At 64.0% G+C, this 20,602-nt stretch carries 20 protein-coding genes; 14 read left to right on the top strand and 6 right to left on the bottom strand.

Features of this window, described 5'->3' with window-relative positions; genetic code table 11:
• Nucleotides 1-106: 106 nt before the first annotated feature.
• Complete coding sequence (locus X265_RS34595; protein ID WP_128968894.1) at nucleotides 107-1,465, bottom strand: aromatic ring-hydroxylating dioxygenase subunit alpha; 1,359 nt, start codon at nucleotides 1,463-1,465, stop codon at nucleotides 107-109.
• A 113-nt stretch (nucleotides 1,466-1,578) separates the two neighbouring features.
• Here X265_RS34595 and X265_RS34590 point away from each other — a divergent pair, with 113 nt between their 5' ends.
• Nucleotides 1,579-2,364 carry an IclR family transcriptional regulator domain-containing protein gene (locus X265_RS34590; RefSeq protein ID WP_128968893.1) on the top strand — a complete coding sequence of 262 codons (786 nt, stop codon included), beginning with the start codon at nucleotides 1,579-1,581 and terminating at the stop codon, nucleotides 2,362-2,364.
• Between the two features lie 41 nt (nucleotides 2,365-2,405).
• On the opposite strand, the gene X265_RS34585 is transcribed toward X265_RS34590, so the two are convergent.
• The 3 genes from X265_RS34585 to X265_RS34575 form a co-directional block, all read right to left on the bottom strand.
• Nucleotides 2,406-3,086 (bottom strand): transglutaminase-like domain-containing protein, encoded by a 681-nt coding sequence (locus X265_RS34585; RefSeq protein ID WP_128968892.1) that lies wholly within the window; start codon nucleotides 3,084-3,086, stop codon nucleotides 2,406-2,408.
• A 92-nt stretch (nucleotides 3,087-3,178) separates the two neighbouring features.
• A complete protein-coding gene (locus X265_RS34580) occupies nucleotides 3,179-3,574 on the bottom strand; it encodes a group II truncated hemoglobin (RefSeq protein WP_128968891.1) in 396 nt (131 codons plus the stop codon).
• Between the two features lie 2 nt (nucleotides 3,575-3,576).
• Entirely contained in the window at nucleotides 3,577-4,485 is a 909-nt protein-coding gene (locus tag X265_RS34575) for a helix-turn-helix transcriptional regulator (RefSeq protein WP_128968890.1), read from the bottom strand.
• A gap of 121 nt (nucleotides 4,486-4,606) precedes the next feature.
• Here X265_RS34575 and X265_RS34570 point away from each other — a divergent pair, with 121 nt between their 5' ends.
• The 4 genes from X265_RS34570 (at nucleotide 4,607) to boxB (ending at nucleotide 10,281) form a co-directional block, all read left to right on the top strand.
• Complete coding sequence (locus X265_RS34570; RefSeq protein WP_128968889.1) at nucleotides 4,607-6,148, top strand: benzoate-CoA ligase family protein; 1,542 nt, start codon at nucleotides 4,607-4,609, stop codon at nucleotides 6,146-6,148.
• Between the two features lie 38 nt (nucleotides 6,149-6,186).
• Nucleotides 6,187-6,999: an alpha/beta fold hydrolase gene (locus tag X265_RS34565; protein ID WP_188637444.1), complete on the top strand. Its 813-nt coding sequence runs from the start codon at nucleotides 6,187-6,189 to the stop codon at nucleotides 6,997-6,999.
• Between the two features lie 128 nt (nucleotides 7,000-7,127).
• The gene (boxC, locus tag X265_RS34560) at nucleotides 7,128-8,816 is read left to right on the top strand and encodes a 2,3-epoxybenzoyl-CoA dihydrolase (RefSeq protein WP_128968888.1); all 1,689 of its coding nucleotides are present in this window, start codon (nucleotides 7,128-7,130) and stop codon (nucleotides 8,814-8,816) included.
• Between the two features lie 13 nt (nucleotides 8,817-8,829).
• A complete protein-coding gene (boxB, locus tag X265_RS34555) occupies nucleotides 8,830-10,281 on the top strand; it encodes a benzoyl-CoA 2,3-epoxidase subunit BoxB (RefSeq protein ID WP_128968887.1) in 1,452 nt (483 codons plus the stop codon).
• Nucleotides 10,282-10,451: 170 nt separating this feature from the next.
• Here the strand turns inward: boxB and X265_RS34550 are convergent, their stop codons facing one another.
• Nucleotides 10,452-11,252: an SDR family oxidoreductase gene (locus tag X265_RS34550; RefSeq protein ID WP_128968886.1), complete on the bottom strand. Its 801-nt coding sequence runs from the start codon at nucleotides 11,250-11,252 to the stop codon at nucleotides 10,452-10,454.
• 85 nt (nucleotides 11,253-11,337) lie between these two features.
• The gene (locus X265_RS34545) at nucleotides 11,338-12,396 is read right to left on the bottom strand and encodes a polysaccharide deacetylase family protein (protein WP_128968885.1); all 1,059 of its coding nucleotides are present in this window, start codon (nucleotides 12,394-12,396) and stop codon (nucleotides 11,338-11,340) included.
• 167 nt (nucleotides 12,397-12,563) lie between these two features.
• Here X265_RS34545 and X265_RS34540 point away from each other — a divergent pair, with 167 nt between their 5' ends.
• The 9 genes from X265_RS34540 (at nucleotide 12,564) to pstS (ending at nucleotide 20,523) form a co-directional block, all read left to right on the top strand.
• Complete coding sequence (locus X265_RS34540) at nucleotides 12,564-13,958, top strand: OmpA family protein (RefSeq protein WP_128968884.1); 1,395 nt, start codon at nucleotides 12,564-12,566, stop codon at nucleotides 13,956-13,958.
• A 2-nt stretch (nucleotides 13,959-13,960) separates the two neighbouring features.
• Complete coding sequence (locus X265_RS34535) at nucleotides 13,961-14,269, top strand: hypothetical protein (protein ID WP_164938939.1); 309 nt, start codon at nucleotides 13,961-13,963, stop codon at nucleotides 14,267-14,269.
• 77 nt (nucleotides 14,270-14,346) lie between these two features.
• Complete coding sequence (locus tag X265_RS34530) at nucleotides 14,347-14,937, top strand: TetR/AcrR family transcriptional regulator (protein ID WP_128968882.1); 591 nt, start codon at nucleotides 14,347-14,349, stop codon at nucleotides 14,935-14,937.
• Entirely contained in the window at nucleotides 14,934-15,866 is a 933-nt protein-coding gene (locus tag X265_RS34525; RefSeq protein ID WP_128968881.1) for a haloalkane dehalogenase, read from the top strand. The genes X265_RS34530 and X265_RS34525 overlap by 4 nt, the downstream gene beginning before the upstream one ends.
• An 11-nt stretch (nucleotides 15,867-15,877) precedes the next feature.
• Nucleotides 15,878-16,105 (top strand): SelT/SelW/SelH family protein, encoded by a 228-nt coding sequence (locus X265_RS34520; protein ID WP_128968880.1) that lies wholly within the window; start codon nucleotides 15,878-15,880, stop codon nucleotides 16,103-16,105.
• 18 nt (nucleotides 16,106-16,123) lie between these two features.
• Nucleotides 16,124-16,555 (top strand): GNAT family N-acetyltransferase, encoded by a 432-nt coding sequence (locus X265_RS34515; RefSeq protein ID WP_128968879.1) that lies wholly within the window; start codon nucleotides 16,124-16,126, stop codon nucleotides 16,553-16,555.
• A 409-nt stretch (nucleotides 16,556-16,964) separates the two neighbouring features.
• Entirely contained in the window at nucleotides 16,965-18,020 is a 1,056-nt protein-coding gene (locus tag X265_RS34510; protein WP_128968878.1) for a putative bifunctional lysylphosphatidylglycerol flippase/synthetase, read from the top strand.
• 46 nt (nucleotides 18,021-18,066) lie between these two features.
• Nucleotides 18,067-19,359 (top strand): ATP-binding protein, encoded by a 1,293-nt coding sequence (locus X265_RS34505; protein ID WP_128968877.1) that lies wholly within the window; start codon nucleotides 18,067-18,069, stop codon nucleotides 19,357-19,359.
• 150 nt (nucleotides 19,360-19,509) lie between these two features.
• Complete coding sequence (pstS, locus tag X265_RS34500) at nucleotides 19,510-20,523, top strand: phosphate ABC transporter substrate-binding protein PstS (RefSeq protein ID WP_128968876.1); 1,014 nt, start codon at nucleotides 19,510-19,512, stop codon at nucleotides 20,521-20,523.
• Nucleotides 20,524-20,602: the final 79 nt, after the last annotated feature.

Raw genomic sequence — 20,602 nt, 5'->3', positions numbered from 1 at the left:
CAAAATTGCGAAGCAATCTTGCGCTGGTGCGACGAAGCAATCCAGTATCTTTCCGCGGGCACATTTCCGGATTGCTTCGCTGCGCTCGCGATGACGAGAATAGAGCTCACTCCGCCGCCGTCAGCCGGTGCACCTTGTCCTCGATCTCCTTCGGCACCGGCGCGGTCCATGGCGCGCCGCGGCGGCGCTTGACGTCGACTTCCATCCAATATGTTTCCCAGCCGCGCGTCGGCCCAATGCCGTCCATCGTCGCCGGGCCCTGGATGCTGCGCGCATTGGCTTCGTCCAGGAACAGCATCGGCTTCTCGCCGCCACCGACCTTCTCGATCTCCTGCCGCAACAGGCGGCGATATTGCACGATCGCCTTGTCGCTCGAACCGAGATGCTCCTTGGTGCGGTCCTGGATCGCACCCATCGATTCCACCGCCCATTGGTCGTGGACGTTGATATCGTTGCCCATGCCGGTATAGGTCGCGGTTTGCTGCTCGTGCGGATCGAATCCGTAATCGTTGTTGCGGTTCTTGCGGGAGATGTAATCCGGCAGCTGATAGAGCTCGAGCCGCTGGTCGCGCATCTTCTGCTTGTCGACCGGGTTCGTGTAGCTGGTGAAGATCGCGTACCAGTAGCAGTTCTCGTCGTCGACAGGCACGTGCCATTGCGTGATCGTCATCTCCGTGCTCATGGGGATGACGAAGCCGTGCGGGAAGAGCTGGTTGGTGACGCGCACATGCGTGCGCTCCTCGTCGATCTCGCGCAGCGCGATCAGCCGCAAGCCGTATTCGGTGTGCTCGACATTGATGATCGGCCGATCGTATTCGCGCAGGATTTTCGTCATCGGCAGGTCGCTGCCGGCAGAGGCGCCGCGGAACTGCTTGCCGTAGGCGGTCGAGGTGTCTTCGTCCTCGAAGAAACGATGCAGGTAGGAGGCATGCGCGGGATCGATGCCGACCTCCAGCGCCTGCAGCCAGTTGCAGGCCATGTGGCCCTTGAAGGCGAATGTGTGGGAGCCTGGCGCGACGAAGCAGTCGATCTCCGGAAATGCCGGCGGCGCGCCTTCGCCGAGATAGGCCCAGAGGATGCCGCTCTTCTCCACCACGGGATAAGAGCGCTGGCGGATGTTCTGGCAGAGCTTCGAATCCTTCGGCTCTGCCGGCGTCTCGATGCACTGGCCTGATGCGTCGAACAGCCAGCCATGGAAGGCGCAGCGCAGGCCACCATGCTCGAGCCGTCCGAAGGCGAGATCGGCGCCGCGATGGGCGCAGTGACGATCCATCAGGCCGTAGCGCCCGGACTCGTCGCGAAACAGCACCAGGTTTTCGCCGAGCAATTTGACCGGACGGATCGGCCGCGCCCCCTCAAGTTCATCGACGAGGGCCGCCGGCTGCCAGTAGCTCCGCATCAGCCTGCCACACGGATCTTTCGGGCCGGTGCGGGTGATCAGGTCGTTCTGTTCCTGGCTCATCATGGCGAGTGCATCCTCTGTGGGTTCGCGTCTGTTCGCCTATTGAACGAATGGGCGAATTATGACATGCCTTGGATCGGCAGCAAGCACTATTTTGCAGGATGATCCCGGCCCTCATGCCCAAGCTGAAGCGGAGCGAGACTGGCGAGCGCGCGACGGATTTCGTCGAAGCTCTCGATCGCGGCCTGCGCCTGCTGCAGTGCTTCGGCACCAATGCAGGCCCGATGACGCTCAGCGATCTGGCCCGCGCTGCCGATCTGCCGCGTGCGACGGCGCGGCGCATGCTGTTCACGCTCCAGCGCGGCGGCTTTGTCAGTGGCGATGGAAAACTGTTCTCGCTGACGCCGCATGTGCTGACGCTGGCAACGTCCTATCTGCGCTCCAACCAGCTGGTCACCGTGCTGCAACCGGTACTCGATCGCGTCGCAACGGCCGCGAACGAAATCTCCTCACTCGCGGTGCTCGACGGCGACGACGTCGTGTTCGTTGCCCGCAGCAGCCCGGCGCGGATGTTCTCAGGCGGATTGGAGATCGGCTACCGGCTGCCGGCATTCTGCACGTCGGTCGGCCGCGCCATGCTCGGCCAGCTCGACGATGCCGATTTGCGCGCCCGCCTGAAGACGATGAGGCGCGAGGCGCTGACGACGCAGACGGTCACCGATCCCCACACACTGCTCGCGCGCATCGCACAGGATCGGGCTCAAGGCTATTCCCTGGTCGATCGCGAGGCCGAGCCGCATTTCCGCTCGATCTCCGTGCCCGTGCGCCGCTACGACGACGTGATCGTCGCCGCCATCAACATGGGCGCTCATGTCGATCGCGTGCCGAGGCAAGAACTGATCGACCGCTTCCTGCCGCTGTTGCGGGACAGCGCGGAGGCGGTGCGATCGCAGCTGCTATAGCCCGGAGATCGCTTCGCTCATCCAGGCTACGGCTCCGTGCCCTATCGCGCTTCCGCCTCGCGCTCCATGTCGCGGCCGGACAGGTCCTCGCCTTGCATGTTGGCATAGTCACGCGCCATCTCACGCATCAGGAACTTCGCCGGGACGTCATGGTAGCTGCCGCGGTCGTTGACGTATTGCATGTAGGCCCGCCCTTCGCCGTCGAAGGGATGCAGCAGCGCGTCGGTGTGACCGTCGAAATCGAGCGGCGCCACGCCGACCTTGGCGCATAACGTGTCATTGAAGGTCGGCGTCGCCTTGCGCCAGGCGCCGTCGACATGCACTTCCGTAAAGCCGTGCCAGGTAAAGATGTCCGTCCCCATGCTCGCGCGCAGCTTCTCGGTGGTGAGATGGTTTTTTACGTCGGCAAAGCCGACCCGTGCGGGAATGCCGTGGACGCGGCAGGCGGCGGCATAGAGCGCGGCCTTGCCGACGCAATAGCCCTGGCCCGCAACGAGCACGCTCGAGGCGCGAAAGGTCTCCGCGGCGCGCATGTTGACGTAGGGGTTATAGCGGATGCCGTCGCGCACAGCCTTGTAGAGCAGGCTTGCCTTCTCGCGCGCACTCGCCTCCGCGCGCACGGCATCCCTCGCGAATTGCTGCACGCTGGGATGGTCGCTGTCGATGTACTCGCCGGGATCGGTGTAGAGGCGGCGGATGGTGTCGGGAAGGATGTCGGTCATGCCGGGAGCTTAGCAGGCGATTTGCTCGGAATTCAATTCATCCGATGCATGCCGCGTCGCGCCAGAATTTGCGTTGACGCGCTGCCGCCGTATCAAGGCCGGTTGCGCATCCAGGCGGCGAGGCCCGATATCGCGCGATCGAGGTCCTGCCGTGCGGCGGCGTCCGTCACCGTCTCTTCCATCGCACCTCGCATGCAGAGCATCCAGGCATCGCGCTCGGCATCGCCGATGGCAAAACCGAAATGGCGCTGACGCAGCCGCGGATGGCCCTTTTCGGGGGTGTAGAGGCGCGGGCCGCCGGTCCATTCGGTGAGATAGCGTTTCAGCACGTCCCTGATGAGGCCGAGGTCATCCGCATGCATGGCGCGGATCACCTTCGCCTCCGGCAGCGTATCCATGCGGTCGTAGAAGCGGTCGACCAGACGTTCGATCGTGGCACTGCCGCCGATCCGCTCGAACATGGACGTGGTGACGTCGCTATCCGTCATCTCTACAGCGCCACGCTACGCAGCCCGAAGCTGCGGGCTTCGTTCTGCAGCACCGGGCGCACCGCATCGATCAGCCGTGCCGCCGCCGCGTCGACGCTGAGCCCGGCGGTATCCACCACCGCCGTCGCGCGCGCATAGAGTGGTTCGCGGCTGAGCAGGATGTTGCGGAGCTCGGCCATGGCGGAGCGGTCGTCGGCCATCGGCCGCAGATCGCCCTGGCGGCGGACGCGGGCCATATGTTCCTCCGGCTCGGCTTTGAGCCAGATCGTGTAGAACGAGGTCAGGATCTGGTCGAAGGTCAGCGGCTCCGAGACGATGCCGCCGCCGGTCGCCAGCACCATCAGCTCGTTGCGCGCAAGCAGCTGTTGCAGCGCTGCCTGCTCCATGCGCCGAAAGCCTTCCTGGCCGTAGAGCGCGATAATCTCGGCGACGGAGAGCCCGTTCTGCTGCTCGACTTCCTTGTTGAGCTCGACGAAGCTCCAGCCGATCTTCTTTGCCAGGATCTTGCCGAGCGTGGATTTGCCGGCGCCGCGCAGGCCGATCAGCGCGATGCCGCAGAACGGCGCGCGCCGGGCTGCGGTTGCGCTGCCGCCGGCGAGCAGGTCCTTTGCTTGCGCGATCTGTGCCGGCGTCGCTTTGCGCAGGAGATCGCGAAACATCTGCCAGTCCGGCGTCGGATCGGCCGAGGGGAGCAGATCTTCCAGATGCGCGCCCATCGCGCCGGAGACGCGGCGCAACAGCACGATCGAGACGTTGCCCTTGCCGCTCTCCAGCTGAGCGATGTAGCGCTCCGAAATCCCTGATACCTTGGCGAGCACTTTGCGCGACATGCCGCGCACCGCGCGCATGGTGCGCACGCGCTGGCCCAGTTGTTCGAGGAATTGGGATTCGGCGTCGGGACTGTCGGTCATGAGCCTTCTTTGCAGGTGTCCTGCGGCGCGTTTTAATGAAACATAGTGCCTGCTGGCATTGACAGCAAGCCGCCGCAGTGTCTTTCTATGAATTATAATTCTAAATTCGGGGGAGACGACCGTGAGCGAGGGATCCTACAACGCGGTGACCTGGCTGCTCGACCGCAATGTCGAGGAAGGCAGGGGAGGCAAGCTCGCCTTCGATGACACCGTCTCGCGGCTCACCTATGGCGAGCTCCAGCAACAGACGCGGCGCGCCGCCAACATGCTGCGCCGGCTCGGCGTCCGCCGCGAGGAGCGCGTGGCGATGATCATGCTGGATACGGTCGACTTCCCGGTCGTGTTCCTGGGTGCGATCCGCGCCGGCATCGTCCCGGTGCCACTCAACACGCTGCTGACGTCAGATCAATACGCCTACATTCTGGCCGACTGCCGCGCCCGCGTGCTGTTCGTCTCCGAGGCGCTCTATCCCGTCATCAAGGACGTGGTCGGCCGCATGCCCGATCTCGAACATGTCGTGGTCTCCGGCGCCAAGCAGAACGGCCACAAGCAGCTCAAGGAAGAGCTCGCCGGCGAGAGCGAGCAGTTCACCACCGCCGCGACGCATCCGGATGAGCCGGCATTCTGGCTCTATTCGTCCGGCTCGACCGGCATGCCCAAGGGCGTGCGCCACATCCATTCGAATTTGCAGGCGACCGCCGACACCTACGCCAAGCAGGTGCTGGGCATCCGCGAGAGCGACGTCTGCCTCTCCGCGGCAAAACTGTTCTTCGCCTATGGCCTCGGCAATGCGCTGACCTTCCCGATGTCGGTCGGCGCCAGCGTGATCCTGAACAGCGAGCGGCCGACGCCGGCGCGCATGTTCGACCTGATGAACCGCTACAACCCGTCGATCTTCTACGGCGTGCCCACATTGTTCGCGGCGATGCTGAACGACGAGGCGATGAAGGCCGAGCGCGGCGGCAAGGCGCTGCGCATCTGCACCTCCGCCGGTGAAGCGCTGCCGGAATCGGTCGGCAACAGCTGGAAGGCGCGCTTCGGCGTCGACATTCTCGACGGCGTCGGCTCGACCGAGCTCCTGCATATCTTCCTGTCGAATGCGCCGGGCGACATCAAATACGGCTCATCGGGCAAGCCGGTGCCGGGCTATGCGGTGCGGCTCGTCAACGAAGCCGGGCAAGACGTGGCCGACGGCGAGGTCGGGGAACTGCTGGTCGATGCGCCCTCCGCAGGCGAGGGCTACTGGAATCAGCGCCACAAGAGCCGCCGCACGTTCGAGGGCCCGTGGACCCGCACCGGCGACAAATATGTTCGCGACGCCGATGGCCGCTACACGTTCTGCGGCCGCGCCGATGACATGTTCAAGGTGTCAGGCATCTGGGTCTCGCCCTTCGAGGTCGAGAGCGCGCTGATCACGCATCCGGCCGTGCTGGAAGCCGCTGTCGTGCCTGAAGCCGATCCGGAAGGGCTGTTGAAGCCGAAGGCCTTTGTTGTGCTGCGCCCAGGCGCCAAGCCGACGGACCTGCAGGAGATGCTGAAGGAGCACGTCAAGCAGAAGATCGGCCCATGGAAATATCCGCGCTGGATCGACGTGGTGGACTCGCTGCCGAAGACGGCGACGGGAAAAATCCAGCGGTTCAAATTGCGCGAGGTTGCGAACTAATCGCATATCTCACGGCGCGACTGAAGCAGAGTGACAGCATGATCCATCTCCTCCCCACAGGCTTTCTCAGCATCGATGGCGCTGATCTCGAATACAAGTGGCTCGCGCCGCAGGTCGCCGACGCGCCGACCATCGTCATGCTGCACGAAGGCCTCGGCTCAGTCGGCTTGTGGGGCGACTTCCCCGAGAAGCTTCAACAGGCCACCGGCGCCGGCATCTTCGCCTATTCGCGCGCCGGCTACGGCCGGTCGAGCGCTGTCGCGCTGCCGCGTCCGCTCGACTATATGCAGCGTGAGGCGCTGGAGGTGCTGCCAAAGGTGCTCGACGCGGTTCCCTTCAAGCGCGGCCTGCTGCTCGGCCATTCCGACGGCGCCTCGATCGCAGCGATCTATGCCGGCTCACATCAGGATCATCGCCTGCAGGGCATCGCGCTGATCGCGCCGCATTTCATCGTCGAAGATATCTCGGTGAAATCCATCGCCGCAATCAAGACGACCTATGAGACCACGGACCTCAGGACAAAACTGGCGCGCTGGCACAAGGATGTCGATAACGCGTTCTATGGCTGGAACGGCGCCTGGCTCGATCCGAAATTCCGCGACTGGGATATCTCGGACTTTCTCGCCTACATCCGCGTGCCCGTGATGGTTCTGCAAGGCGTGGACGACCAGTACGGCACGCTGCGCCAGGCCGAGATCGCGCAGGAGGAATGCTACTGCCCGGTCGATCTGAAGATCATCGCCGGTGCAGCGCATTCGCCGCATCGCGAGGCGGCTGGGCCGACGCTCGAAGCTATCGCGCAGTTTGCGAAGGCGGCCTTGCGGGACGATCCCGGCCTGCAGGCGGCATGAGGCCGATCGGGTTGCGCCAGATGAAGCAAAGTGCATGTTGTCCTCAGATTCGGACTAGACTTACCCATCAAGATGCACTATTGTGCATCTAACGCTCCAGACCGCATAATCAAGCTCAAGGGTGGCCCATGGCCGGGGAAGATCGTCGTCTCGCAGGCGGCGCGACATTCATCGATTTCCAGACCGAACCGTCCCGCTACAAGCACTGGAAGCTGGCGGTCGAAGGTAGCGTCGCGACGCTGACCATGGACGTCGACGAGAATGGCGGCCTGTTCGAAGGCTATCTGCTCAAGCTCAATTCCTACGATCTCGGCGTCGACATCGAACTCGCCGATGCGCTTCAGCGGCTGCGCTTCGAGTATCCCGAGGTGAAGGTCGTGGTGGTGCGCTCGGCCAAGAACCGCGTGTTCTGCGCCGGTGCCAATATCCGCATGCTGGCGGGCTCCACGCACGCCCACAAGGTGAACTTCTGCAAGTTCACCAACGAGACCCGCAACGGCATGGAGGACTCGTCGGAGAATTCCGGCCAGCGCTTCATCACCGTGGTGAACGGCTCCGCCGCCGGCGGCGGCTATGAGCTGGCGCTTGCGACCGACCACATCATCCTCGCCGACGACGGCGCGTCCGCCGTTGCGCTGCCCGAAGTGCCGCTGCTCGCGGTGCTGCCCGGCACCGGCGGCCTCACCCGCGTCGTCGACAAGCGCAAGGTGCGCCGCGACCACGCCGATTTCTTCTGCACCATCGAGGAGGGCGTCAAGGGCAAGCGTGCCGTGCAATGGCGCCTCGTCGACGAAATCGCGCCGAATTCGAAGCTCGAGGCGAAGATCGCCGAGCGTGCCAAGGAGTTCGCGGCCGCTTCGAAGCGCCAGGGCAGCGGCAAGGGCGTCGCGCTGACCCCGCTCAAGCGCGTGATCGACGAAAACAGCATCCGCTATGGCTTCGTCACCGTCGACATCGATCGCGCCGCACGTATCGCGACCATCTCGATCAAGGCGCCAGAGGTCGCGCCGCCCTCCGACATCGACGGCATGATGGCGCAGGGTGCCTCGTTCTGGCCGCTGCAAGTGGCGCGCGAGCTCGACGACGCCATCCTGCACCTGCGCATCAACGAGCTCGAGATCGCCATGCTGGTGTTCAAGAGCCATGGTGACCGCGCCCATGTGCTCGCATCCGACGCCTTCCTCGAAGCCAACAAGGCGCATTGGCTGGTCAACGAGATCAGACATTACTGGAAGCGCGTGCTCAAGCGCATCGATGTCACCTCGCGCACGCTGGTGACGCTGGTCGAGCCGGGTTCGTGCTTTGCCGGCACGCTCGCCGAGCTCGTTTTCGCCGCCGACCGCTCCTACATGCTGATCGGCACGCGTCAGGGCGACAATCAGCCGCCGCCATCGATCGAATTGTCGGCGATGAACTTTGGCCCCTACCCGATGAGCCACGGCCTGACGCGGCTGCAGTCGCGCTTCCAGGCCGATCCATCGGACGTAGAGCGTGCGGAAGCCACGATCGGGACGAGCCTGGACGCGGAGGAGGCCGAAGAGCTCGGCCTCGTCACCTTCGCGCTCGACGATATCGACTGGGACGACGAGGTCCGCGTGTTCCTGGAGGAACGCGCCAGCTTTTCGCCCGACAGTCTCACCGGCATGGAAGCGAGCCTGCGTTTCGTCGGTCCTGAAACCATGGAATCAAAAATCTTCGCGCGCCTGACCGCCTGGCAGAACTGGATCTTCCAGCGCCCCAACGCGGTCGGCGAAGAAGGCGCGCTGCGCCGCTACGGCAGCGGCCAGAAGCCGAAATTCGATATGACGCGGGTTTAAGGAGAGCACGGCCATGAACATGAACATCATGAACGTCGACTACTCGACCAAGATTCCGAACAACGTGAATCTCGCCGAAGACCGCCAGGTGCTCAAGGCCCTGGAAGGCTGGCATCCCGGCTATATGGATTGGTGGAGCGACATGGGGCCGGAAGGCTTCCAGGAATCGCTGGTCTATTTGCGTACCGCTTACTCCGTCGATCCGCGCGGCTGGGCCAAGTTCGATTACGTCCGCATGCCCGAATATCGCTGGGGCATTCTGCTGGCGCCGCAGGAAGAAAATCGCGTCGTGCCGTTCGGCGAGCATTATGGCGAGCCGGCCTGGCAGGAAGTCCCCGGCGAGCATCGCGCCATGCTGCGCCGCCTGATCGTGATCCAGGGCGACACCGAACCCGCCTCGGTCGAGCAACAGCGCCATCTCGGCAAGACCGCGCCCTCGCTCTACGACATGCGCAATTTGTTCCAGGTCAACGTGGAGGAAGGCCGTCACCTCTGGGCGATGGTCTATCTGCTGCAGAAATACTTCGGCCGCGACGGCCGCGAAGAGGCCGACGAGTTGTTGCGCCGTCGCTCGGGCGATGCCGATGCGCCGCGCATGCTGGGCGCCTTCAACGAGGCGACGCCGGACTGGCTGTCCTTCTTCATGTTCACTTACTTCACCGACCGCGACGGCAAGATGCAGCTGCACTCACTGGCGCAGTCGGGCTTCGATCCCCTGTCGCGCACCTGCCGTTTCATGCTGACCGAAGAAGCGCACCACATGTTCGTCGGCGAGACCGGCATCACCCGCGTCGTGCAGCGCACCTGCGAGGCGATGAAAGCCGCAGGCATCACCGATCCCACCGACATCGCGAAGGTCCGCGCGCTCGGCGTCATCGATCTCCCGACCATCCAGAAGAAGCTGAACCTGCACTACACGCTGTCGCTCGACCTGTTCGGCTCGGAAGTCTCGACCAACGCGGCGAATGCCTTCAACGCCGGCATCAAGGGCCGCTACCACGAGACACAGATCGAGGACGATCATCAGCTCAAGAATTCCACCTATCCGGTGCTCAAGCTGATCAATGGCGAGATCAAGCTGGTCGACGAGCCGGCGCTGACCGCGCTCAACATGCGCCTGCGCGACGATTACAGCCAGGATTGCGTCAAGGGCCTGCTGCGCTGGAACAAGGTGATTTCGACCGCGGGCTATGACTTCAAGCTGACCCTGCCCAATGTCGCCTTCCACCGCCACATCGGCGAGTTCAAGGACGTGCACGCCACGCCCGACGGCATCCTGATCGACAATGCCACCTGGGCCAAGCGCAAGGACGAGTGGCTGCCCTCGAAGAGCGACGGCGACTTCATCACCTCGCTGATGCAGCCGGTCACCGAAAGCGGCAAGTTCGCCTCGTGGATCTCGCCCCCAAAGGTCGGCATCGACAACAAGCCGGGCGATTTCGAATACGTGAAGATCGAGTCGTAAGCGCTAGGGTCGACGCCCTCGCAGCACAAATGGTGTCATCACCCGCGAAAGCGGGTGATCCAGTATTTCAAGAGGCCGCAGTGATTGAGCCGATGGACCGCGGCGTACTGGATGCACCGCCTTCGCGGGGCATGAAAGCGTGCGTGGAGCGTGGGCCGCGCCGCTCCTCTTTACCCCGCGATCTCCAATCCGGCATTCGCATACACAACACCGCCGTCGACCGCGATGGTGTTGCCGACGACGTAATCGCCCGCGCGCGAGGCGAGATAGATCGCCACGCCCGCCATATCCTCGTCGGTGCCGATGCGCCGCGCCGGAATGCGTTTTGCGACCTCATCCGAATGATCGCGCGCGGCGCGGTTCATGTCTGACTTGAACGCACCCGGTGCGATCGCGGTGACGTTGATGTTGTCCTTGATCAGCTTCGTTGCCATGCGCCGCGTCAGATGAATCACCGCGGCCTTGCTCGCGGCATAGGAGTAGGTCTCGCCGGGATTGACGAAGATGCCGTCGACCGAGGCGATGTTGATGACCTTGGCGGGCCGCTCGTGCGAGGCCGCGGCGCGCAGCGGCTTTGCCAGCGCCTTGGTCAGGAAGAACAGCGATTTGACGTTGAGGTCCATCACCTTGTCCCAGCCGCTTTCGGGGAATTCGTCGAACTCAGCGCCCCAGGCTGCGCCGGCATTGTTGACGAGGATGTCGAGCTTCGGCTCCAGCTTGATGATCTCGGAAGCCAGCTTGTTGCAGCCTTCGACGGTCGAGATGTCGATCGGCAGCGCGATGCATTCGCCGTCATATTGCGCCGAGAGCTCTTTCGCGGTGGCTTCGCAGGGACCGGCCTTGCGCGCGGTGATGTAGACCTTCGCGGCGCCGGCACCGAGAAATCCGGCCGCGATCATCTTGCCGATGCCGCGCGAGCCGCCGGTCACGAGTGCGATGCGGCCTTTGAGCGAGAACAGATCGTTGGACATGGTGCCTCCCTTGGTTGACGACGTTTTGAGCGCCGCGGGGAGGGGAGTCAACTCGGCGTCGTTCCGGCCCGCGCCGGGACGATCATCAAGCCGCCGCGATCCGGCGGAAGCCGTTCCACATCGCGGTCGCGGCGCCAGAGGTCAGCACCGGCAGAATGCGCGCGTCCTGATAATTTCCGTTGAGCGAAACGCGCGGCAGCGCGGTCATGTGCCCCGCGTTCTCGGCGAACAGCATGCCGGGTCGTGTCGTCACCGCGGTCTTGAAGCCGGCGGATGCGGCCAGTGCGAATTCGCGCGTCCCCGCGGCCTCGCGGTCGCCATAGGGGTAGGCGAGATGGAGCACGTCGCGGTCCAGCGCCTGCGCGATCCGCGCCCGGCTCACGGCCATCTCCTGCGCGGCGATCTCCTCGCTTTGCTTGGCGAGATTGCAATGGCTGACGCTGTGAGCGCCGATCGTGATCAGCGGATCGGTCGCGAGCCGTTTCACCTCGTCCCAGGACAGGCAGAGGCTGCGGCACACGGCTTCCATGTCGATGCCATGGGCGGCGCACAGCGCCTCGATCTCGCGCTTCAGATCATGCTCGCCCGGCAACGCGCGCAGCCAATCGTGCAGGTGATCGAATGTCGCCTGCTTTGCGGCCGGCGTCGATGCATCGAGCCGAAGCGCGGAATGGCCGATCTTGACGTCGACCTGCCCGGCCTTGGCGACGACCGCTTCCAGAGCGACCCACCACAACCGTCCAGTGCCCTCGGCGAAGTCGCTGGCGACATAGATGGTCGCCGGCGCGTCGAATTCGCGCAGCACCGGCAATGCATGGTCCCGGTTGTCGCGATAACCGTCGTCGAGGGTGAACGCCGCGAAGCGGCGATCGAACCGGCCCTGAACCAGCCGCTCGTGCAGCTCGTCCATGCTGACGATGTCGATCTCGCGCGAACGCAGATGGCACAGGGTTGCCCGCAGGAAATCGGGGGTGACCTCGAGATGCCGGTTCGGCTGAAACGCGCCCTCTCGGGCCGGCCGCACATGGTGCAGCATGAAAATCGCGCCGACGCCCGACAGCAGCGGACGCAGCAGATGATGCGCCCCGCTGAAGTAAAGTGCACCCAGCCCGGCGCGAATGACGTTGTTACGGAGTTGTTTCATACCGGCCGGCCGGCCCCCTGGGCATTTCGCCGTCAATTTAAGGAACGACCCTTGAAGAAAAAGTTATTCCAATTGTTTCACGCGCAGTCCCCTAAACGGCCCCATTTCCGGTTTGACAGCCTGCCAAGGGTTTGTTTTGTCTCCGGTTCCAGAGTTCGGGTCGTCGAATGCAGATGCTTTTCAGGTGGGCCAGCAAATGGTGGCCGGGGCTGATTCCCCTGGCCGTCATGTGGGGATTTGCGGCCTGGAATAACACCTTGCCTGTAGAGGCCGACCTGTCGGCCCGTAGCTCGGCCGCACTCAAGGACACCGTCCTGGACAAGACCCGGATCGCAGTCGACGGCCGTGACGTAAGCTTGGCCGCGGATGCCTTTTCCGAGGAGGGGCGCCGCGATGCCGTGACCACGGTCGAGATGGTGCCGGGCGTGCGGCTGGTCGACGACCAGACCCGCCTTGTTCCCGAAGCAAAACCCTTCGTCTGGAACGCCGAGCGTGACGTGGTGCGGGTGACGCTGTCGGGCTCCGCCCCGTTGCCGTCGATGAAGGCGCGACTCACAGAGGCCGCGCGCAAGGAGGTCAACGGGACCGAGGTCGCCGATCAGATGGGCCTGGCCCGCGGCGCACCGCCGCGCTTCGAGGCGGCCGCGATGCTGCTGCTCGACCAGATCGGCAAGCTCAAGGACGGCAAGATCACGATCTCGGACACCAAGGTCACCCTATCGGGCATGGCGCGCGATCTCGGCGGCCGCGAGGCGATCGCCGCGGCGCTGAAGAATCTCCCCGAAGGCTTCTCGATCGCCGCCAACGAGATTAAGGCGCCCCCTTATATCTTCCAGGCCTACAAGGATCCGGTTGCCGCCACCGTGACGCTGACCGGCTACGTGCCCGACAACACCGTGCACGCAGCGATCGCAACCAGCGCCTCGCGAAAGTTCTTTGCGGAGAAGGTGGTCGACAATCTCAAGGCCAGCATCGGTGCGCCCAGCTCCTTCAATACTGCCGTGGTCGCAGCGCTCGGCGCGCTGTCGCGGCTGTCGACCGGCACGCTCGTGGTATCCGATCGCGAGGTCAAGCTGTCGGGAGATGCGTTGTACGAAGGCGCCGCCAACGACATTCGCGCCGGTCTCGGCAAGGACTTTCCGAAGACCTGGCAATACAAGCCCGAAATCACCGTGAAGCCCGCGGCGGGGCCTGTCGACGGCACCGTCTGCCAGCAATTGTTTTCCGAACTGCTGGCCAAGGGCAAGATCCGCTTCGAGCCCAAGCGCGCCGACATCGATCCTGACTCCGCCGGCATTCTCGATCATCTGATCGAGACGGCGTTGCGTTGCCCGACCACCAATATCGAGGTCGCGGGTCATACCGATGCCGACGGCGAGGATTCCTTCAACCAGGCGCTGTCCGAAAAGCGCGCGCAGGCGGTGATCGCTTATCTGGTCAAGGCCGGCCTGCCGGCGGATCGCTTCACCGCCGTCGGTTACGGCAGCACGCAGCCTGTCGCGGGCAACGACACCGACGACGGCAAGGCGCAAAACCGCCGCATCGAATTTCTGGTGAGGTGACGATGCCCTATCTCGTCTCGTTCCATATGGGCTGGCTGATCGGCTCGGCTCTGCTGGGCTTCTGCATGGGCTGGATCTCGGTGGTCCAGCGCGGCAACGGCACCTCGAAAGTCACGGCGCGCTGGCTCGCGGCGCTGGTTGCGGGCTTGGTTGCAGCCTCCTTTGCCCATGTCGTCCCGGGCCGCTTCGGCTACTGGCTCGATCTCGGGCTGGTCTTGTTCGCCTGTTACCTCGTCGGCTGTACCATCGGCGCTTGGCTGCGTTATTGGGTGGTCTCGCGCAGCCAGCCTGTGGCACCAAAAGTTCAATAATCAATTGATCTCAAACGCGATTGTCGCGACGAGAAATCCGCGCTTGACAGCAATACGTACGTACGTATTATATCTCCATGCCAAAGCCATCGCTCAAAGACGCCATCCTCGACGCCGGCCTGAAGGTCATGTTCCGGACCGGTTATCACGGCACCAGCGTGCGCGACGTCACCGCTGCAGCGGGCGCTCCGCAGGGGTCCTTCACCAACCATTTCCGCTCCAAGGAGGCGTTCGCCTCCGAGGTGCTCGACCGCTATTTCGATGTCACCAGGGGGCTGGTCGCGGAGGCGCTCGAGGACACCTCGCTGACGCCGCGCGCGCGGCTGAAGCGCTATCTCGACATCATCACCGGCCGTCTCGAGGCCGACGGCTACGGTCGTGGCTGCCTGATCGGCGATCTCAGCCTGGAAGCGACCGGAAGCAGCGAGCTGCTGCGCGCGCGTCTGGCGCAGATCTTTGCCGAATGGCGCGTGCCGTTCGCCGCCTGCATCAGGGAGGCCCAGACCTGCGGCGAGATCGCCTCCGATTTCCCGCCCGAGGAGCTTGCCGACTTCCTGCTTGCGTCCTGGCAGGGGGCGATCCTGCGCATGAAGGTCGATCGCAACCCCCAGGCGCTCGAGCGTTTCAAGACCATCGCATTCCAAACCGTGTTCAAGGAGCTGACATGACCAAGCAGATCGAGATTGAGATTCGCAAAGCGTCCGTCCTCGGAAGCAGCATGGCCTATCGCGAGACCGGCGCGGAGGACGCGCCCGTCGCGCTCTTCCTGCACGGCAATCCGACATCGTCGCACATCTGGCGCAACATTCTGCCGCTGGTGGCGCCCGTCGCGCATTGCATCGCGCCCGACAACATCGGCTTCGGCCAATCCGACAAGCCGGACATCGCCTATCGCTTCTTCGACCTCGCCCGCTATCTCGATGCCTTCATCGAACAGCGCGGTATAACGTCCGCCTATCTCGTCGCGCAGGATTGGGGCACGGCGCTCGCTCTTCATCTTGCTGCGCGCCGCCCGGACCTCGTACGCGGTCTCGCCTTCATGGAGTTCATTCGCCCGATGCCGAGCTGGCAGGATTTCCATCATACCGAGGTCGCCGAAGAGCAGGACCACGCAGAGGCTGCGCGGGCGGCCTTCCGCAAGTTCAGGACGCCGGGCGAGGGCGAGGCCATGATCCTGGAGGCCAATGCCTTCGTCGAGCGCGTGCTGCCCGGCGGCATCGTGCGAAAGCTCAGCGACGAGGAGATGGCGCCGTACCGCGCGCCCTTCCCGACCCCGGAGAGCCGCCGACCCGTTCTCGCACTTCCGCGCGAGCTGCCGATCGCGGGCGAACCCGCCGATGTCTACGCGACATTTCAATCGGCGCATGCGGCGCTCGCCGCATCGTCCTATCCCAAGCTGCTGTTCTCAGGTGCGCCCGGCGCCATCGTCTCGCCCGCCTACGCGGAGGCGTTCGCAGCCTCGCTGAAGCATTGCGCTCACGTGCATCTCGGCCCCGGCCTACACTTCCTTCAGGAGGATCACCCCGAGGCGATCGGCCGCTCCGTCGCGGGCTGGATCGCCGGCATCGAAGCGATGCGCCCGCAGCTTGCAGCGTGAAGGAGCGCGAAATGTCTGACGTGACCATTATCTATTGCCGTCCGTGCGGCTACGAAAAGCATGCAAGAGAAGCGGCCGCGGCGCTGCGCCGGCAACTGGCTTTGGAACCGGATCTCGTGCCAGGCAAGGGAGGCGTCTTTCAGGTCAAGCTTGGCGAGCGGATTGTCGCAAGCCGCAGCAAGGGCCACTTCCCGGGCAGTGACGAAATCGTCGCTGCAGTCATCGCGGCGCGGCGCTGAAGCGGGGAGACGTGGCCGATGTCAATTGTCTGGACCGACGATCCCGCCGGCATCAGCTGGGATGAGCTCTCCGCGCTTTATCGGGTTGCCCCGCTCGGCAACAAGGCACCCGCCGATCTCGCGCTCGTGTTCGGCAACAGCATGTTTCTCAGCTTCGCCCATGACGAAGGCCGCCTTGTCGGCGCCGGACGTGCGCTGGCCGATGGCCGCGATTGCGCTCATCTGTGTGATGTCGCAGTGCACCCGGACTATCAGGGGCAAGGTCTCGGCCGCGAGCTCGTCGCGCGGCTGCTGGCGCGATGCCGTGGACATCGCAAGATCATCCTCTATTCGGTACCGGGCAAGGAAGGCTTCTACGAACGCCTCGGATTCCGCCGGATGACGACGGCCATGGCGATTTTCGACGACCAGGCCAGCGCGTATCAGCGCGGCTATCTGACCGCGCCTTAGGTGGTCCTGCGTCCTGGGCTCGCTGCGCCGCACCCAGCGGCGCACTGCCCCTCTTTCAACAGGCCGGCCCCATTCATAGATTGATTTCGGCTTAAGGCGTGACGGAACATTGTCGGGCCGAAATCATCAAAACTTCATGGCGTCTGCGCAGGATCGCCATGGAGATTCGCGCCGAGTCTTGCCGCCGAAAGCGCCAAACCGTGCATCAGGAGCCTGCAGCCTGCCTAAAACATTGAAGGCACGTGATTTTGTTCACATTGGCGAATTCCACTCCGCCGCAAAACGCGCTAGTGGAGGGGCGGGGGGCATGCGCGATGCCGGAGCCGGCGGCGAGGGACCGTCGAGCGCCTGTGCGTCATCCGCCCGTTCGCTGGCCACCCCGGCCGCTGAAGCGTTGTTCGAGGTCTAGATGCTGGAAGCCATACGCAGGGCGATGACGTTTCTGCGCCAGAAGCAAATCCTGCATAAGCTTGGAGTTGTGATCAGCGTCGCGGTCATCGGCATCGCTTGCTATGTGCTCTACCACATGCTGCGCGGCATCGACGTCAACGAGGTGATCGAAGCCATCAAGAGCACCGAGCCGAGCCAGATTGCGATGGCAGGCCTGTTCGTCGCTGCGGGCTATTTCACCCTGACCTTCTACGACCTCTTCGCGGTGCGTGCGATCGGCCATTCCGAAGTGCCCTACCGCATCAACGCGCTCGCCGCCTTCACCAGCTATTCCATTGGCCACAATGTCGGCGCATCCGTCTTCACCGGCGGCGCGGTGCGCTATCGCATCTATTCGGCCTATGGCCTCAACGCGATCGACGTCGCAAAGATCTGCTTCCTCGCCGGCCTCACCTTCTGGCTCGGCAATGCCGCCGTGCTCGGCCTCGGCATCTCCTATCATCCCGAGGCCGCCGCCTCGATCGACCTGCTGCCGCCCTGGCTCAACCGGACCATCGCGATGATGATCATCGCCGCGCTGGTGGGATACGTGGTCTGGGTCTGGACCCAGCCGCGGGTGGTTGGACGCGGCCCCTGGACTGTCGTGCTGCCGGGTGGCCCGCTGACGCTGCTCCAGATCACGATCGGCATCATCGACCTCGGCTTCTGCGCGCTCGCGATGTATGTGCTGGTTCCGGACGAGCCCAATCTCGGCTTCGTCGTGGTTGCCGTCATCTTCGTCTCGGCGACCCTGCTCGGCTTCGCCAGCCACTCGCCCGGAGGGCTTGGCGTGTTCGATGCCGCCATGCTGGTCGGCCTCTGGCAGATGGACCGGGAGGAGCTGCTCGGCGGCATGCTGCTGTTCCGGGTGCTCTATTATCTCTCCCCTTTCGTCATCTCTGTAATCTTGCTGACGTTTCGCGAGGTTATCATCGGCGCTCGATCGAAGCGCCTGCAGCAGGCGGCCCTCAAGCTCGACCCCGGCCCACCACCGGAAGCCGCTTATGTCAGAAAGCGCAGCGACGGCGGCGCCTGACCGGCGCAGGTCTCGAATCTAGACTCCCTAGGAGAAGTCCGCCCCGATGGCGATCGACGCCCCATCTTCTCCCCCCGCTCAGCCCTGGTCCGACCGGCTGCGGCACTCGACAATTATCCTGATTGCCGCTGCGCTGGCGCTGTCGACCGTAGTTTCGCTCGGCGAATTGTCGGCGCTGCACGCCGCGATCATCTTCCTCTGCATCGCGGCTGCGGCGCTGATCCCGTGGCGGCTGCATGATACCGTCGCCTCGCGCGAAGACGTCAGGCGCGTCAATCCTGTTGAGACCGCCGCGGTGGCCGCTGTCGTCGCCGGCATGCCCGATCCCGCCGTGCTGCTCGACCGCGCCGGTCGCGTCATCCACCTCAACGCCGCCGCGGCCCAGCTTGCGCCGGCACTGCGCAAGAACGAGCTCGCCCAATTCGCGCTTCGCTCGCCTGAAATCATCACCGCGCTGCGCGAGTCCATTGCGACAACCGAGCCGCGGCGTGCGACCTACCTCGACCATGTGCCGGTGGATCGCTGGATGGAGCTGATCATCACCCCGGTGCCGGTGCCGACCAATTTCGGCGGCGCCGATAAATGCATGCTGATGACCTTCCATGACCAGACGCCGCTGCGCCGGGTCGAGGAGATGCGCGCCGATTTCGTCGCCAATGCCAGCCACGAGCTGCGCACGCCGCTCGCCGCGCTGTCCGGCTTCATTGACACGCTGCAGGGCCAGGCCAAGGACGACCCCAAGGCGCGCGAGCGCTTCCTCGGCATCATGCACAATCAGGCCACGCGCATGGCGCGCCTGATCGACGATCTCTTGTCGCTGTCGCGGGTGGAGCTGTCGGCCCATGTGCGGCCGGATACCCTGGTCGACCTGCTGCCGATCATTCGTCAGGTCGCTGATGGGCTCGAGCCGCTGGCGCGCGAGCGCCAGGTCGAGGTCGAGACCCATCTGCCTGATGACCCGGTGATGATCGCCGGCGATCGCGAAGAACTGCTGCGGCTGTTCGAGAACCTGATCGAGAACGCGCTCAAATACGGCGCTTCCGGAGGACGCGTCATCGTGTCGCTCACCACGACGCCAACGACTGATGGAACTCAGGAGATCCGAGTCACGGTGCGCGATTTCGGTCCCGGCATCGCACCCGAGCACCTGCCGCGCCTGACCGAGCGCTTCTATCGGGTGGATGTCGGCGACAGCCGCTCGCAGGGCGGAACCGGGCTCGGATTATCGCTGGTGAAACATATTCTTAACCGCCATCGCGGCCGCCTTTTGATCGAAAGCGTGCCCAAACAGGGCGCCACCTTCACTGCCTGTTTTCCCTCGGCCAAGACTTTAGTATAAGACAGAAATACAAGCGATTTCAATCGCTTGATGGTGTCATCCGACTGTCACGAAACCTTCGTAAAAGCTCAGCCAACCGCTCCTAAAGGGGCGGCGCGGGGAGCGCGATCGGGCGCGGATGGCGCTTCGCTCCCCTGTATGGAGACCAGCATGAATTTCATCAAGACGATCGTCGCTGCCGGCTTGGTCGCCGCCACGACGACGGCGGCTTTTGCTGCCGACATCACCGGTGCCGGCGCGACGTTCCCTTTCCCGATCTATTCGAAATGGGCTGACGCCTACAAGAAGGAGACCGGCAACGGCTTGAACTACCAGTCGATCGGTTCCGGCGGCGGCATCAAACAGATCCAGGCCAAGACCGTGACCTTCGGCGCGACCGACATGCCGCTCAAGGCCGAGCAGCTCGAGAAGGACGGCCTCGCGCAGTGGCCGATGGTGATGGGCGCGATCGTTCCTGTCGTCAATCTCGAAGGCGTCAAGGCCGGCGAGATGGTGTTTGACGGCGAGACCCTCGCCAACATCTATCTCGGCAAGATCACCAAGTGGGACGACGCCGCAATCAAGAAGCTCAATCCCAACGTGAAGCTGCCATCGGAGGCGATCACCGTGGTTCGCCGCTCGGACGGTTCGGGCACCACCTTCAACTTCACCAACTATCTCTCCAAGGTCAGCGCCGACTGGAAGAGCAAGGTCGGTGAGGGCACCGCCGTCGAGTGGCCGGTTGGCGTCGGCGCCAAGGGCAATGAAGGTGTGTCGGGCAACATCAGCCAGACCAAGAACTCGATCGGTTACGTCGAGTACGCCTACGCCAAGCAGAACAAGCTGACCTACACCAAGATGGTCAACAAGGGCGGCAAGACCGTTGAGCCCACCACCGAGGCATTCCAGGCGGCCGCGGCCAACGCCGACTGGTCCAAGGCGCCCGGCTACTACGTCATCCTGACCGACCAGCCCGGCGACAAGTCCTGGCCGATCACGGCGGCGACCTTCATCCTCATGCACAAGGATGCCACCGACAAGGCGGCCTCGCAGGAAGCTATCAAGTTCTTCCGCTGGGCCTTCAAGAACGGCGCCAAGGCAGCCGAGGAGCTCGACTACATCCCGATGCCGGACAGCGTTGTCCAGCAGATCGAGAAGACCTGGTCTGCCGAGATCAAGAGCTGAGCCCAGGCTCCCGTGTCCCGGACGCGGTGCGGCATGAAATGACGCACCGCTGAGCCGGGACCCACAAGAGGTGGCCCCG

This window comes from Bradyrhizobium guangdongense (assembly GCF_004114975.1).
GTDB lineage: Bacteria > Pseudomonadota > Alphaproteobacteria > Rhizobiales > Xanthobacteraceae > Bradyrhizobium > Bradyrhizobium guangdongense.
Note: the sequence above shows the minus strand (reverse complement) of the source record. Positions and strands in the feature narration are given on the sequence as shown.